Consider the following 15,449-nt stretch of genomic DNA (forward strand, 5'->3'; position numbering starts at 1 on the left):
TTGCGTCCAAGCATTTTTTGCGCGTTGCCCATTGGCCATAGGCAAGGACAGCCGATGAGGCTAATAGGTGCCGGACGCCAACGGGCGACCGATGAACGCAGTGTAGCGGACTGAGATTTGGCCTCCAACGAACCAAAAAGAAAGGCTGACCCCAGCGAAGTCTTCGCTGTGTTGCGGCGCATCTATGACGAGGCCGGCCGCGGGCACCTGAAGTCCTACTGGATGGCGGCATTCTGTCTGATCGCCCTGGCCGCAACCACCGGCGGCGCGGCCTACATCATGCAGCCGATGGTCGATGAGCTCTATTACAAGCACCGCTATGATCTGGTGCCTGTCATTTGCGGCGCCATCATCGGCATTTTCCTGGTTCGTGGCCTTGCCACCTACGGCGCCGGCGTGACTCTGGCCAAGATCGGCAACAGCATCGTTGCCTACTACCAAAAGCGCGTCTTCGCCCATTTGATGAAGCTGGGCGTCGATTTCTACAGTGAAACGCGCTCAGGCCAGCTTGCGGCGCGTATCAACGAAAACGTCGCCGGCATCCGCGATCTGTTCTCGATGACGCTGAAATCGATCGCCGGCGACCTCGTGGCCCTGATCGGCCTGGTGGTCGTCATGGTCTACCAGGCGCCATTTCTGGCTGCGAGCATCTTCCTGATCGGTCCGCCGCTGGTCTGGGCGGTCAGCTACATCATGCGGCGCGTACGCCGCGTGACGCGTGAATCGGTCGAGATCAACTCGCATCTGATCGGCGCTATGCAGGAATCCGTGCAGGGCATCGCCGTGGTGAAGGCCTTCACCATGGAAGAGCAGTTGACCCGCAAGATCGGCGATTTGGTCGACAGGGCGGAATCCCGCTACAACAAGATCGCCCGCGTTTCGGAACGCCTCGCCCCGGTCACCGAGATGCTTGCCGGTTTCGCCATTGCCGGTGTCGTTGCCTATTCGATGTACCGTTCGGCCTATAGCAGCCAACCGCCCGGCAACATCATGTCGTTCATCACCGCCTTCATGCTGGCCTATGATCCGGTACGGCGCCTCGCCCGCACCCAGGTCAATGTCGAGCGTGCCATGGTCAACGCGCGCATGATCTACGAACTGCTCGACCTGGAGCCGCGCCAGGGCGATGCGCAGGATGCCAAGGATGCCAGGATCGAGGCTGGTGAGATCCGCTTCAAGAACGTGACCTTCGGCTACGCGCCCGACCTGCCGGTCATCCGCAACCTCACCTTCGCGGCCGCGGCCGGCAAGACGACTGCGATCGTCGGCGCCTCCGGCGCCGGCAAGTCGACGCTGGTTGCCTTGCTGCAGCGCTTCTACGACGTGAACGACGGTTCGATCGAAATCGATGGCCAGGATATCTCCAAGGTCACCAAGCAGTCGCTGCGCCAGTCGATCGCCTTCGTTTCGCAACAGCCCTATCTGTTCGAGGGCACGATCAGCGACAACATCCGCTACGGCCGGCCGGGCGCCGGCGACAGCGAAATCCAGTTCGCGGCAAGCCAGGCCGCCGCGGACGATTTCATCCGCCAGCAGCCGCAAGGCTATGATACGCCGGTCGGCGAAAACGGCGTGACGCTTTCCGGCGGCCAACGCCAGCGCCTGTCGATTGCGCGTGCCATCGTGCGCCAGGCACCGATCCTGCTTCTCGATGAGGCGACCTCGGCGCTCGACAATGAATCGGAAGCGCGTGTCCAGCAGGCGCTCACCACCATCATGCAGGGTCGCACCACCATCGTCATCGCACACCGGCTGTCGACAGTGGTCAATGCCGATCACATCGTCGTTCTGGAACAGGGCCAGTTGGTGGAAGAAGGCACGCATGCCGAGCTGATCGCCAGGCCGGGCGGCGCCTATGCGCGCTTCCACAACCTGCAAGGCGGACAGGGGCTTGGCCTTGTCGATGACGGCGAAGCTGAGACGATTGCGAACAGAGCCGATGGAACGACCGGAGGATAGCGCATGAGCGAAATGAAACTGGTGGTGGTGGGTGCCGCGGGCCGCATGGGCCAGGCCCTGGTCCGCGCCATCACCACCATACCCGGAGCAACCGTTGCCGCCGCGATCGAGCGAAAGGGCTCGCCTCATGTCGGCAAGGATGTCGGACAGATTGCCGGCATCGGCCCGATCGGCGTGGCGATCGGCGACGACCCGCTGCCGGCCTTCGCCAAGGCCGACGGCGTGCTCGACTTCACGTCGCCTGCCGCCACCGTCGAATTCGCCGGTTATGCGGCCCAGGCGCGCATTGCCCACATCATCGGCACAACCGGCTGCTCGGACGAGGATGACGCGGCAATCGCCGCCGCAGCGCGCCACGCCACCATCGTCAAGTCAGGCAATATGAGCCTCGGCGTCAATCTGCTCGCCGTCCTGGTCGAGCAGGCGGCAAAGGCGCTCGATCCGGAGGATTTCGACATCGAGATCCTCGAGATGCATCATCGCCAGAAGGTCGATGCTCCCTCTGGAACCGCCCTGCTGCTCGGCGAGGCCGCGGCGGCGGGCCGCGAGATCGCGCTTGCCGAAAACAGCGTGCGGAGCCGAGACGGCCACACTGGCGCACGCAAGACGAAGACCATCGGCTTCGCCACGCTGCGCGGCGGCTCGGTTGTCGGCGAACACTCGGTATTCCTTGCCGGCCCCGGAGAACGCGTCACGCTCAGCCACCATGCCGAGGACCGCGCCATCTTCGCCCGTGGTGCCGTCAAGGCAGCGCTCTGGGCATATGGACGCAAGCCGGGTCTCTATTCCATGCGGGACGTGCTGGGCCTTGGCCGGGTCGCCTGAACGAAGATCAGAACGTCGTTAGAGCGTTTCCGACAAAAGCGGAACCGCTCCAGTAAAGGAGAAAACATGTCGCGAACTCTCGTGCTCGTGCGCCACGGCCAGAGCGATTGGAACCTGAAGAACCTGTTCACCGGCTGGCGCGACGTCGACCTGACCGAGCAGGGGCATGCCGAAGCCAAGGCCGCCGGGGCGAAGCTGAAGGCACGCGGACTGAAGTTCGACATCGCCTTCACCTCGGCCCTGCAGCGCGCCCAGAAAACCTGCCAGCATATCCTGGATGCTGTCGGCCAGAGCGACCTGAAGACGGTGCGTGACCAGGCGCTGAACGAGCGCGACTACGGCGAACTGTCCGGCCTCAACAAGGATGACGCCCGCCAGAAATGGGGCGAAGACCAGGTGCATGTCTGGCGCCGCTCCTATGACGTGCCGCCACCCGGCGGCGAGAGCCTGAAGGACACCGGCGCGCGTGTGTGGCCCTACTACCTGCACACGCTGCAGCCGCACGTGCTGGCTGGCGGCACCGTTCTGGTCGCGGCCCACGGCAATTCGCTGCGGGCGCTGATCATGGCGCTGGACGGACTGACCGGCGAGGAGATCGTCAAGCTGGAGCTCGGCACCGGCGTGCCGGTCATCTACAAGCTCAATGCCGATTCGACCGTCGCTTCGAAGGAAGTTCTGGCCGACTGAATCGGGAATCCGTGTGTCGCGCTTGCCGAAAATCGCTTCCAGCTTTCGGCTGGCACGATGAGGTGGGACATTTTGCCGGCGCCAGCAGGCGACATTTATGCCGAGCCTTTGCATTGCTTGAAAAAAGCGCGTTGACAGGGTCGGCCTGCCCGCTTACATGAGCGCCCACCAGCCCAGATGGCGGAATTGGTAGACGCGCACGGTTCAGGTCCGTGTGCCGCGAGGCGTGGAGGTTCGAGTCCTCTTCTGGGCACCAAGTTTCCGCACTGCTTCGACACGAAGTGGTGAGCATTTCAAAAAAGCCCGGCATTGCCGGGCTTTTTTATTTGCCACCGTTTGCCACATGCGCCACGTGCCGTCGCCGGGTGGCTGAACCCCTGGCATCAGATGATTTTATCCCGCGACTGAAGAATCTGGCTCGTTTTATGCTGGCGGACAATTCGCCTCGCAACGGCCATAGCATGATTGCGTGATGGCTGAGATTACACTGAAAAATTCCGGAATTGTACTTGGAGATCAGAACCCCGCGGGCTAAAGCGATTCTGTCTTCTGGCCCATGATTCGTAATCTGAACTGCGCAATTGTCGGACAATAGTCTGACAGACTGTTTCCCGATGTTTCAAAACGTGTGCGCTTGCCACGAAATCGCCCGAAACGCGCCAGATTTGCCGCCGCATTTCACCCTAACGGCCTCCCATCGATCAACGGAGCCGTTCCCTCGGAATGACAATCAACAACAAGAAGGCCGCGCTCGCTGCGGTCACTGTCGCGGTCGGCCTTGTCGCCGGCGCGTCCACCTCCTCCGCCGCTGCACAATGCGGTCGCGCTTCCTGGTATGCCCTGCACTCGAAGACTGCGTCGGGCGAGCGCATGAACCCTTCAGCCCTGACTGCCGCTCATCGCAGCCTGCCTTTCGGCACCCGGCTCAAGGTTACCAACAAAAACAACGGCAAGACCGTCGTCGTACGCATCAATGACCGTGGCCCCTTCATCAAGGGTCGGGTGCTCGATCTGTCGCGCGGTGCCGCCCGCCAGCTGGGCTTTGTCAGCTCCGGCCACGCCGCTGTTTGCATGGCCAGGGTCTGATCCGGTCATTGGCAATGGATGAAATGAAAAGCGCCGCCTCGTTGCGGCGCTTTTTCTTTGATTCGCTTGAGGTCGCCATTCACCGCCAGCTCACTTACCAATGAGACGCCTTCGCACCTGCACCCATAGCCGACTGGGCCTGCCGACCGGCCTTTTTCAAGGCTTTGGCCTAAAGTATGGGGATAACTCACCCAACGTGATCTATTGCGCCGCAACAATTTCTTGTTAACTTCGTTGCGGCAGAGTGAAGTGGCTGGGTCGCTTCTAGAGCGTTTCACGGAAACGCGGAAACGCTCTAACTCTTTGTTTTTGCGCAATTCCGGACGGAAAACCGTTACACACTTTTCCTGGAATTGCTCTTGGCCCTTCGTTCCGAGGGGCAGCGGAGACCGTTTGATGTTCTACCAGTTCTACGAGATGAACCATGCTGCCCTGCAGCCGGCGCGCGCCTATGCCGAGGCGGTGCGGGTTCTCTACACCAATCCGCTGAATCCATTTTCGCACACGCCCTGGGGCCGTTCGGTGGCCGCGACTGCGGAATTGTTCGAGCGCACCACACGCCGTTACGGCAAGCCGGCCTTCGGCCTCGACAAGACCGTGGTCGACTGGAAGACCGTGCCGGTCACGGAGCGCGTCGTCTGGTCGAAGCCGTTCTGCAACCTAATCCATTTCCAGCGCGAGGTGCCCGCCGGCCGCCGCACCGACCCTAAGCTTCTCATCGTGGCGCCGATGTCAGGCCACTACGCAACGCTGTTGCGCGGCACGGTGGAGGCGATGCTGCCCCATGCCGACGTCTACATCACCGACTGGGTCGATGCGCGCATGGTGCCTGTCTCGGCCGGTCGTTTCGATCTCGATGACTACATCGACTACGTGGTCGACATGCTGCATGCGCTTGGGCCGGACACCCATGTGATGGCGGTATGCCAGCCTTCGGTGCCGGTGCTGGCTGCCGTGGCGCTGATGGAAGCGCGCGGCGATCGCTTCGCGCCAGCCACCATGACGCTGATGGGCGGACCGATCGACACGCGCTGCAACCCGACCGCGGTCAACCTCCTGGCCGAGGAAAAGGGCATCGACTGGTTCCACGACAACGTCGTCATGCAAGCGCCATGGCCGGTGCCGGGTTTCGGCCGTGACGTCTATCCGGGCTTCCTGCAGCTTTCCGGCTTCATGAGCATGAACCTTGACCGGCATATCATCGCCCACAAGGACTTCTTCATGCACCTCGTGAAGAACGACGGCGACAGCGCCGAGAAGCACCGCGAGTTCTACGACGAATATCTGGCGGTGATGGACCTGACCGCCGAGTTCTACCTGCAAACCGTGGAAACGGTGTTCGTGCGCCATGCCCTGCCGAAGGGTCAGATGAAGCATCGTGGCACGAAGGTCGATCCAGGCGCCATTCGCAATGTCGCGCTGTTTACGGTCGAGGGCGAGAACGACGATATTTCGGGTCTCGGCCAGACAGAAGCCGCTCATCGCCTGTGCGTCAATGTTCCCGCCGACATGAAGGCACACTACATGCAGCCGGCTGTCGGCCATTATGGCGTCTTCAACGGCTCACGCTTCCGGGCGGAGATCGTGCCGCGCATCGTCGATTTCATCACCAGCTACGGCCGCACCGAGAAGGTGGTGGTGAAGCGGAAGGCCAGTAAGCCGGCTCAGGCTTGAGGCATGATCCTGATCACGTATTTTTGAACGCGATCTTTTAGACCCGCGTGGCGAACGGTTTGTTTCAAGAAACGAGCCGCCACGCTTCCATTTTGTCCCTGGCCTGCCATCCAGACGAAATTGACGACGCTGACTGTTGCGCAATCACCGCAATGACGGGGGCGCGATTAACCCTTTCGGCGAATCCGCCATCAGGATGAATTGACACGACATGTAAATCCTCATTAACGTTTCGTTAATAACAGGGGCGAGCGGGGGACGATGAACTCCTCACCAGCGACGCAAGGTTTGCGTGTCTTTGCGGCGGCGGCGATTGGGCTGGCTGCAGCGATCTGGGCGATGCCATCCGCGTCGGCCGCCGGCGCGATGGCGACCGGCGGACCAACCACGCAGCCGATCGGACACTACGAATTCTGCAAGACACGTCCTGCCGAATGTTCCGTTCGTCCCAAGGACCTGGCGCCGGCCAGGTTGACCACGGCGCTCTTGAACAAACTTGGCAGGGTCACGGCTGCAGTGAATGCCGCGGTCAAGCCGCTGAGCGACCTGGAAATCTACGGCAAGGACGAGGTCTGGGCCTACCCGGACAAGGGTGTCGGCGATTGCGAGGATTATGTGCTTGAAAAGCGCCGCCGGCTGGCCAGACAGGGCGTTTCGCTGGCGAACCTGCTGGTGACGGTGGTCCGCAAGCCGGACGGCGAAGGCCATGCGGTGTTGACCGTGCGCACCGACAAGGGCGATTTCGTGCTCGACAACCTGACCGACAAGGTCAAGCCCTGGGATCAGAGCGGCTATCGCTTCCTGAAGCGCCAGGCCATCGACAACACCGGCCGCTGGGTCTCGATCCGCGATGGCCAGCAGGTGCTGGTCGGCGCTGTTCAATAACGGCTTTTTTTCGCCGTGCGCTGTGCCGCGGCGAGGCGGACGTCGTCGAGCGTCAATTTGTTCCACAAGCCATCCTGCACGATGTGCAACGTATTCCCGCGAGCCTGACAGAGCGAGGCGCGTTCGGAGAATGTGCTTTGCAGTGCATGGCGAAAACGAGCCACGTTTCGTACTCCGTCACGAAACTCCAGCAGGGTGATGCGATCCTTGTCGGGCGCGTAGCCGCCGACAATCATGGCGCCTTCCGAGTCGCAGGCCAACGAATGTCCGCCCGTCACAGTCGTCTGACGGACTTTGGTGCGGCCGGTCGCGGCCGCGATTTCGACAATAGGAAAATCGGTATAGTAGTATGCCCAGGTCGTACCCCGGCTGACATTCAGCGCGTAGCAGTCCGCCATGGACGGATCCTCGAGCCGCCAGAGAACCTTCCCCGTTGGATCGAACTGAACCAGGCCGGCCATGCTGATGGGGGCCTTGGTTCCAGGCAGTTTCCAGCCACCGTTGCCGAAGACGCCTTCGTCGAAATAGCCCACCCAGATATTGCCGCGGTCATCGCATTGAAGATGCTCAATCCCGTCGCCCAAGCAGAACTGGTTGGTGGCTTGCCCGCTGTCGTTGAACAGCGTCGCGTTCGCGTCGGTCGGCCTGCAGCGGGAGCTGGCGACAATCCAGGCGCCGTCCCGATGGGCATCAAAAACCGGAAATGCCGTCTCGAGAGGAAATTCTATCGTCCCATATTCCGTCATTCCGTCGAAGATCGACAGTCTGGCCATTGCGTTCTTGGTCAGCAGCGGCCGGGTGGTGTCTTTGGCTTTTACGTTGCGATACCAGTTTCCCGGGACATCGCAGGTGGATTTGAGCGATGCCAGAAGTCCGTCATCCGTGATGGCATAGGACACGTCGAACCAGCCAGGCTCCGGCTCTGGTAGAGGTGCGAAAAGAGAGGGCTGAAGAATTTCCATCAAGACAGGACCGTGGTTTGAATGGGGACGGTTATTCGAGAGTGAATCGCCAAACCTGGTAAGACGACATCGGGTGAACTGAGCCGGCCGATTAGCCGCCCCCATGCCTTTCATTCAGCCACTGGCTTTCTTCTTCAAGCAGCTTGCGACAAGCGTCCCGATGCCATGCGGTACGAGATCGCCTCGGCGAGATGGATGCGCCCGACCGTTTCGCAATCGTCCAGATCGGCCAAGGTGCGCGCCACTTTCAGCACGCGGTGATAGGCACGCGCGGAAAAGCCGAGTTTTTCGCTGGCCTCGCTGAGCAGTGCGAGCCCGGCCGCATCCGGTGCCGCAATCGCCTCGATCATGGCTGGTGAACAATGAGCGTTGAGCGCAATTCCCGCGATACCTTGAGTTTCGAAACGCTTGCGTTGGATATTCTGTGCCAGCGCCACACGCTCGGCAACCGCAGCGCTCGGCTCCGTCCGATCCGGTCGGATCAGATCGCTGGCCGAGACGGCCGGGACATCCACCCTGAGATCGATCCGGTCGAGCAGCGGACCCGAGATCCGTGCCTGATAGTCGATGCGGCAACGATCGCCGCGCAGGCAGCGATAACCGGGCTCGCCTGCCATGCCGCAACGGCATGGGTTCATCGCCGCGATCAGCTGGATGCGCGCTGGATAAGTGACGCGATGATTGGCGCGGGCGATCATGCAGTCGCCGGTTTCCAATGGCTGGCGCAGCGCATCGAGCGTTTGCGGCGAGAACTCCGGGAATTCGTCGAGGAAAAGCACACCGTGATGGGCGAGCGAGACCTCTCCCGGACGCGCCCTCACGCCACCGCCAACCATTGCCGCCATCGAGGCCGAGTGATGCGGTGCGCGAAATGGCCGTCGGTCGGTCAGCTTGCCTCCGGCAAGTTCGCCGGCGACCGAAGCGATCATCGAGACCTCCAGCAGTTCCTTCGGCGCCAGCGATGGCAGGATCGAGGGGAGGCGCTGCGCCAGCATAGACTTGCCGGAACCCGGCGGGCCGACCATCAGCAGATTGTGCCCGCCGGCCGCTGCCACCTCCAGCGCACGCTTGGCACTTTCCTGACCTTTGATATCGGCAAGGTCCGGCAGGTTGCGCGCGCTCTGATGCACGCCGGGTTGCGGGCGTGACAGCACCTGAGTGCCCCGAAAATGATTGGCCATGGCAATCAGGCTGCGCGGCGCGACGATATCGATGTCGGGACCGGCCCAGGCGGCTTCCGGACCGCAGGCGTGCGGACAGATCAGCCCGCGCCCGTCGGCATTGGCGCCGACCGCCGCCGGCAGGGCACCGGCGACCGCAGCGATCGTACCGTCCAGCGAAAGTTCACCCAGCACGACGTAGGATGCCAGCATATCGCCGGGAATGGCGCCGAGGGCGGCCATCAGGCCGAGCGCGATCGGCAGGTCGTAGTGGCTGCCTTCCTTCGGCAGATCAGCCGGTGCGAGATTGACCGTGACCTTGCGTGCCGGCATCGACAGGCCGGAGGCATGAAGGGCGGCCTGGACGCGTTCGCGGCTTTCGGCCACGGCCTTGTCCGGCAGACCGACGATCGACATGCCGACCTTGCCGGGCGCAATCATCACCTGGACGTCGACCGGCACGGCCTCGATGCCCTGGAACGCCACCGTGCGAACGCGCGAAACCATCTAAGCCCCCAGGCGGGCACCCGACCCGCATGGCCGGAGCGGCCACGGGGTCAAGAAAAGCATGGTTTTCCGTTCAGATCAAGAACAATACGGGAACAAACAACCATATGAGATGCAACCCGGTTGCTGCCGGTTTTGCAGGCAAAGTCGTTGTTTCCGTGAAACGGCGAAAGCTCTAGCCGCGCTTGGCTTCGACGGCATCCCAGAACAGGGCGGCGATGTCGGCACCGCCGAAGCGCTTCACTTCGCGAATGCCGGTCGGTGAGGTGACGTTGATCTCGGTCATGTAGTCGCCGATGACGTCGATGCCGACGAGGATGAAGCCGCGCTCCTTCAGCGATGGACCGATGCGGGCACAGATCTCACGCTCGCGCGCGGTCAGCTCGGTCTTTTCGGCGCGGCCGCCGACATGCATGTTGGAGCGCGACTCGAATTCGGCAGGCACGCGGTTGATGGCGCCGACCGGTTCGCCGTCGATCAGGATGATGCGCTTGTCGCCCTTGCGCACGTCCTTCAGGTAACGCTGGACGATATAGGGCTCACGGAACAGCTGGCCGAACATTTCCAGCAGCGAGGCCAGATTGCGGTCGGCCTCATGCAGATGGAAGATGCCGGCGCCGCCATTGCCGTAGAGCGGCTTGACGATGATGTCGCCAAATTCCTTGCGGAACGCGGCCACTTCCAGCGGATCCTTGGTGATCAGCGTTTCCGGCATCAGGTCCGCGAATTCGGTGACGAAGATCTTCTCGGGGCTGTTGCGCACCCAGGCCGGGTCGTTCACCACCAGCGTCTGCGGGTGGATGCGCTCCAGCATATGGGTGGTGGTGATGTAGTTCATGTCGAAAGGCGGGTCCTGGCGAAGCAGGATCACGTCCATTTCCGACAGGTCCGTGCGCACCGCCTCGCCGAGCGTGAAATGGTCACCCTTCACATCCCGCACCTGCATCTCCTCGATGCGGGCGAAGACCTTGCCGTCGCGCAGCGACAGCCGGTCCGGCGTATAGTGATACAATCGGTGGCCGCGCCGCTGCGCTTCCAGGGAAAGCGCGAAAGATGTGTCGCCGGCGATGTTGACGGTCGAGACATGATCCATCTGGACGGCGACTTTGAGGGACATGCAGAGACTCCGCTGAGCGCATTGTTGTTGATGGCCAATGATGTAGCGTCTAGCGCACAGGCTGCCAATCCGTCGGCCCCAACCGACCTTTCATCGAAATCTTAAGGCATTGCCACGCATAGTCCTCCCCGCTTGGTCTGGTGGGGTAGTAAAATGGGCGTGCAAGCAAAGAAGTTTCGCGAGACCGGTAGACCTCTCGCTGTCGAACCGACGTTGGAGACAATTGAACTAACCATCCTCATGCCTTGCCTCAACGAGGCCGAGACGCTGGCGACGTGCATTCTCAAGGCGAAAAATTTTCTCGGCCGATCGGGGATCGTGGGTGAGGTGTTGATCGCGGACAATGGCAGCACCGACGGCTCACAACATATTGCAACGACCTTCGGTGCCCGTGTGGTTCCCGTCGCGGAGAAAGGCTATGGTGCCGCACTGATCGGCGGTATAGCCGCCGCGCGTGGCCGCTTCATCATCATGGGCGACGCAGACGATTCCTACGATTTCGAACGGCTCGACCTTTTTGTAGAACACTTGCGCCGCGGTGCCGATGTCGTCATGGGCAATCGTTTCACGGGCGGCATCGCACCGGGAGCCATGCCAAAGCTGCATCGCTACCTCGGCAATCCTGTGCTGTCTTTTCTTGGAAGGCTGTTCTTCAGATTGCGAATAGGCGATTTCCACTGCGGGCTTCGTGGCTTCTGCACGAACTCTGTCCGCAAACTGAATCTGCAGACGACGGGTATGGAGTTCGCCAGCGAGATGGTGGTGCGCGCGGCGTTGGCAAAGCTGCGTATCGAGGAAGTGCCAACCACGCTGAAGCCCGACGGGCGCAGCAGGCCTCCACACCTGCGCACGTGGCGGGATGGCTGGCGACATCTGAAATTCCTGCTGATGTACAATCCGCGTTGGCTATTCTTCATTCCCGGCATGTTCCTTACCGGCATCGGCCTGATGTTCGCGGCGCTTCTTGCGTTCGGGCCGCTCAGGGTCATCGACAATCTGTCACTCGACCTCAACACCTTCGTCGCTGCCTGTTTCGCGGTCGTCACGGGTGTTCAATTGATCACCTGCGGTGCCATTTCCCGCCGCTACGCCGATCTGACCGGTATCCTGCCCAAGAACCGTCGGTCCGACTGGCTGTTGGCTTATCTCAGCACCGACAGGCTGGCGGTCAACGCGGGCATATTGTTCACCGCTGGGGCATTATTCTTTGGTTACGCAACCGTTCGCTGGGCGCTTCTAAGCTTCGGCCCACTGAACGATTCGGAAATTCCGCGCATCGTGGTGCTCGGCCTCAGCCTTGTGGTCATCTCGCTCCAGCTTTTCTTTTCCGCCTTCCTGCTTGGCGTACTGGAGATCCCGCTAAAACGCAGTATAAGAGAGAGCGACGAGGCGCTCGTTGGCCAAGAGTAGAGAAACCATCGCAACCGGGCGGCGACCGGTCGAGGGCCGGTTGTTGCGTTTCGTTATTGTCGGTGCGGGAGCCAATCTCCTCCTGCTCGTGCTGACCTATACGCTGCTGCATTTCGGCGTACCCGCTCTTACGGCAAGCGTGGTCGGCTACGCAGTCGCATTCGGCGCAGCCTATCTGGCACAAAGAGACTGGACTTTTTCAGACATCAGCAGCGGCGGCTCGACCTTGTCGCGCTACGCTGTCGCTCAAGTCGTTTGCGCCACCGCGGCGGGTCTTGTCGGGAAGCTGTGCGGAAGTACCCTGGCCTGGGCGCCCCTGGAGACCTCGATGGCCGTTACGGCCACGGCAGCCATCATGAGTTATGCCTTCTCCAAATACTGGGTTTTCGTCAGCAGCGAGAGCTGACTACCGCAGTGTCGAGATGAAATGCAGATTCCGATCACAGACGAGGCCTATCGGCATGGGATAGAGCCGGAGGCTCTGCTGCCAGCTCTGTATCTCGAGGCCGGCGCCATGGAATGCCTCGTCCCACTCGGCACGACTGAGATAATTGTAGGGCAGGCGGACATCGTGTCCCTTGTTGCCCACCCAATCCATGACACGCAGCGTCGTGTATGCGGCGAAACCTTCGCGCAGATGATCCTTGACGACCACGCCCTTGCGCGCCACGCGCGCGGCCTCCGCGAGAAGTCGGCCTGGGTTGTCGGTGTGGTGCAGGACATCGACAATCGTCACCCAATCAAAGGTGTTTTCGCGGGCAGGGATGATTTCGCCGTCAAAGCGCTCGACCGGAATATGCGTTTGCGGCCGTAACATCACGTCGATGCCACGAAAGGTCAGCCCCGGCTTGATGTCCATGATCGCGCGCGCAATTGATCCGTCGCCGCAGCCGAGATCGAGAACACTGCCCGAGCTGCCGAGTTCTTCCGCCAGGCGTGCTGCCAGAATCCGAACACGGCGCCGGAATACGGCCCGACCATGCACCGCATTGAGAAGCCTCTTCTCCGCGGTCTTCAGCATGTTCACCTGGGATATCTGACCTTCCATGTCGAGGCTCCACTTCACGTCTTCGGCCGTGCGATCGCACCAGAACTATACCAGATGCGTTAAGACCAAGTTCGCCCGGCTCGCATGGAAAGGCCGGCCGTGACAGCACAGAGCCAACCATGGAGACCCGGCCGACAAGGAAGCCACTTTACAGTTTATTGAAGGCTGCTGGTGTACCCTTTCCTTTAGGAAAGCAGTTCACCGATTGCGAATGACTCGTGAAATCTCAAGTTCATCCCGAAAGCCGGCATCATCTTCTACTCGCGGCTTGCGCGATGCTTTTCTTTCTGATGACAACGGCGCTTATCGGTTTTCCATCTCTTTCCGACGCTCACGGTGACAATGACAGCCTGCTCAGGCTGGTCGAGGTGCGGGATTTTCTTGGTGGCCAAGGTTGGTTCGACCTGCATCAGTATCGTATGGGGCCGGAAGGCGGTTTCGTGATGCACTGGTCGCGATTGGTCGACGCGCCAATAGCCGCTATCATTCTGACCGCCAGTGCATTCGGCGCCAGCGAATCCACGGCCGAGATCCTCGCGGGGAGCATCTGGCCGCTCCTGCTCTATTTCGCTTGCATTTTCATCCTGATTCGAGCCGCTCGTTTCTTCGGTGGAGCGGGCGCGGTGCTTCCGGCAATAGTGATTGGCGGCACAGCGCTTTATTTCATCGGCACTTTTTCACCGAATTCGTTCGATCATCACAATGTACAGCTCACGCTGGCTTGTGGCGCGCTTTATCTGGCGATGATTGCGCCAGGAAAGAGCCGAGCGGCAATCGGATCCGGTATATGTGCCGCCTTGATGTTGGCGGTGGGTATGGAAACCACGCCCTACGTGGCAACGCTGGGTCTTACGCTGACGGTGATGTTTCTCATCGACGGCGATCACGAACGACCGATCGCCCGCAATTTTGGCCTGGGTTTTGCTGGCACCTCGGCGCTCGTCTTCATCCTCACCGTTCCGACCTCCTCATGGGGTACGGCGGATGCGAGATGTGATGCTTTTTCCAGCTTCCAGTTCACCCTCGCTGTGCTTGCAGGTGGTGGCCTCGCCACTCTATGCAGCCTGGAAGTGCTGAGCGGTACGATCTGGCGACGCTCCATTTCGATCGTTTGCATGGCGATCACGCTCGGTGCCGTCATGCTCGTCTTCTTCCCGCAATGCCTGGCAGCGCCATATGGTGACCTTGACCCGAGACTGAGGGAGTTCTGGTTCGCTCACATCACCGAGGCACGGTCGCTCTGGCAACTGTTGGCGGACGACTGGATTTCGGTGGCGGGACGCTACGCGACACCCGCTGCAGCTCTCATACTGATGGCACTGCGCCGCCGCCGCGACGACTGGCGGCGTGAGGATACGCTGGTTGCGGCGTTGCTGATCGTCGCCTTTGTCGTGAGCGCCTGGCAGGTGCGGGGATCACCCTTCTCGATTGCTTTTGCCGTAATACCGCTTTCGGCCTGGATCGGCGTCTGGCGCCAACACGCTCAAAAACATCCCTCCGGGCTCGCTTCATTGCGCATGGCCGCAGCCTGGATCATTTCTTTCAACTTCAGCTGGACGGTCGCAGCTGCAGCGGCGGTCTCCATTGAAGATAGGATGGAGCCGCAACTCGATGCCGCCGCCTCCGCAGCAAGCTGCGATGGCAGGCAGCAGTTTCTCAGCCTTGCAACACAGCCGGCGACCACTGTTCTCGCTGTTTCCAACCTCGGGTCGCCGATCGTGATGTACACGGATCATCGTGCTCTCGCGTCGCTGTATCATCGCAACGTCGTGGGCAATTTGCTTGCACTCGACGCGTTCCTCGGATCGGAGGCCGACGCCAAGGCGATAATCAAGGCAAACAGGGTCGGTATTGTCGCACTCTGCCCGGGTAACGCCGAGACCAAGCTGCTCGTAACGCGAGCGCCGGATGGCTTCCTGGCCTCCCTGATCAAGGGCCAACCGCCGGCCTGGTTGGAACCGATCCCGGAAACCGCAGGTGAACCGCTCAAACTTTACCGGGTCAAATCCGGCTAACCTTCGGCGCCATCATCTTGGCCTGATGCGGAAGCGCCGGCTTATATTCGAGATACCTTTCTTAAACGGTTTGCTGTCACTCTGACAGGAAATTCCAGAATAAGAACAGGGACG

At 61.1% G+C, this 15,449-nt stretch carries 13 protein-coding genes and 1 tRNA gene; 10 read left to right on the forward strand and 4 right to left on the reverse strand.

Features of this window, described 5'->3' with window-relative positions; all coding sequences use genetic code 11:
- Nucleotides 1-168 precede the first annotated feature (168 nt).
- From ACFWXH_RS15890 to ACFWXH_RS15920, 7 genes are all read left to right on the forward strand, one after another.
- Nucleotides 169-1,959: an ABC transporter ATP-binding protein gene (locus ACFWXH_RS15890; RefSeq protein WP_379121772.1), complete on the forward strand. Its 1,791-nt coding sequence runs from the start codon at nt 169-171 to the stop codon at nt 1,957-1,959.
- Nucleotides 1,960-1,962: 3 nt separating this feature from the next.
- The gene (dapB, locus tag ACFWXH_RS15895) at nt 1,963-2,784 is read left to right on the forward strand and encodes a 4-hydroxy-tetrahydrodipicolinate reductase (protein WP_379121774.1); all 822 of its coding nucleotides are present in this window, start codon (nt 1,963-1,965) and stop codon (nt 2,782-2,784) included.
- A 66-nt stretch (nt 2,785-2,850) separates the two neighbouring features.
- A complete protein-coding gene (locus ACFWXH_RS15900) occupies nt 2,851-3,471 on the forward strand; it encodes a 2,3-bisphosphoglycerate-dependent phosphoglycerate mutase (RefSeq protein WP_379121776.1) in 621 nt (206 codons plus the stop codon).
- A 171-nt stretch (nt 3,472-3,642) separates the two neighbouring features.
- Nucleotides 3,643-3,727, forward strand: a tRNA-Leu gene (locus ACFWXH_RS15905).
- Nucleotides 3,728-4,194: 467 nt separating this feature from the next.
- Nucleotides 4,195-4,557, forward strand: a complete 363-nt coding sequence (locus ACFWXH_RS15910; RefSeq protein ID WP_054310071.1) for a septal ring lytic transglycosylase RlpA family protein — start codon at nt 4,195-4,197, stop codon at nt 4,555-4,557.
- Between the two features lie 396 nt (nt 4,558-4,953).
- Complete coding sequence (locus ACFWXH_RS15915) at nt 4,954-6,231, forward strand: polyhydroxyalkanoate depolymerase (protein ID WP_379121778.1); 1,278 nt, start codon at nt 4,954-4,956, stop codon at nt 6,229-6,231.
- Nucleotides 6,232-6,492: 261 nt separating this feature from the next.
- Nucleotides 6,493-7,116, forward strand: coding sequence for a transglutaminase-like cysteine peptidase (locus ACFWXH_RS15920; protein ID WP_379121780.1), 624 nt, complete (start codon nt 6,493-6,495; stop codon nt 7,114-7,116).
- Here the strand turns inward: ACFWXH_RS15920 and ACFWXH_RS15925 are convergent.
- The 3 genes from ACFWXH_RS15925 to gshB form a co-directional block, all read right to left on the reverse strand.
- Nucleotides 7,110-8,078: a hypothetical protein gene (locus ACFWXH_RS15925; protein WP_379121782.1), complete on the reverse strand. Its 969-nt coding sequence runs from the start codon at nt 8,076-8,078 to the stop codon at nt 7,110-7,112. The genes ACFWXH_RS15920 and ACFWXH_RS15925 overlap by 7 nt on opposite strands.
- A 134-nt stretch (nt 8,079-8,212) precedes the next feature.
- Nucleotides 8,213-9,745, reverse strand: a complete 1,533-nt coding sequence (locus ACFWXH_RS15930) for a YifB family Mg chelatase-like AAA ATPase (RefSeq protein WP_379121784.1) — start codon at nt 9,743-9,745, stop codon at nt 8,213-8,215.
- Nucleotides 9,746-9,920: 175 nt separating this feature from the next.
- Nucleotides 9,921-10,862 carry a glutathione synthase gene (gene gshB, locus ACFWXH_RS15935; protein ID WP_379121786.1) on the reverse strand — a complete coding sequence of 314 codons (942 nt, stop codon included), beginning with the start codon at nt 10,860-10,862 and terminating at the stop codon, nt 9,921-9,923.
- A gap of 153 nt (nt 10,863-11,015) precedes the next feature.
- Between gshB and ACFWXH_RS15940 the strand changes: the two genes are divergently transcribed.
- Both ACFWXH_RS15940 and ACFWXH_RS15945 read left to right on the forward strand, forming a co-directional pair.
- Complete coding sequence (locus ACFWXH_RS15940) at nt 11,016-12,272, forward strand: glycosyltransferase family 2 protein (RefSeq protein ID WP_379121788.1); 1,257 nt, start codon at nt 11,016-11,018, stop codon at nt 12,270-12,272.
- Complete coding sequence (locus tag ACFWXH_RS15945) at nt 12,259-12,678, forward strand: GtrA family protein (protein WP_379121790.1); 420 nt, start codon at nt 12,259-12,261, stop codon at nt 12,676-12,678. Before ACFWXH_RS15940 ends, ACFWXH_RS15945 begins: the two co-directional genes overlap by 14 nt.
- Here ACFWXH_RS15945 and ACFWXH_RS15950 read toward each other — a convergent pair whose 3' ends face one another.
- Nucleotides 12,679-13,320: a class I SAM-dependent methyltransferase gene (locus ACFWXH_RS15950; RefSeq protein WP_379121792.1), complete on the reverse strand. Its 642-nt coding sequence runs from the start codon at nt 13,318-13,320 to the stop codon at nt 12,679-12,681.
- 290 nt (nt 13,321-13,610) lie between these two features.
- Here ACFWXH_RS15950 and ACFWXH_RS15955 point away from each other — a divergent pair, with 290 nt between their 5' ends.
- The gene (locus ACFWXH_RS15955) at nt 13,611-15,335 is read left to right on the forward strand and encodes a GtrA family protein (protein WP_379121794.1); all 1,725 of its coding nucleotides are present in this window, start codon (nt 13,611-13,613) and stop codon (nt 15,333-15,335) included.
- The last annotated feature ends 114 nt before the right edge of the window (nt 15,336-15,449 follow it).

This window comes from Mesorhizobium sp. NPDC059054, from assembly GCF_042739215.1.
Classification (GTDB): domain Bacteria; phylum Pseudomonadota; class Alphaproteobacteria; order Rhizobiales; family Rhizobiaceae; genus Mesorhizobium.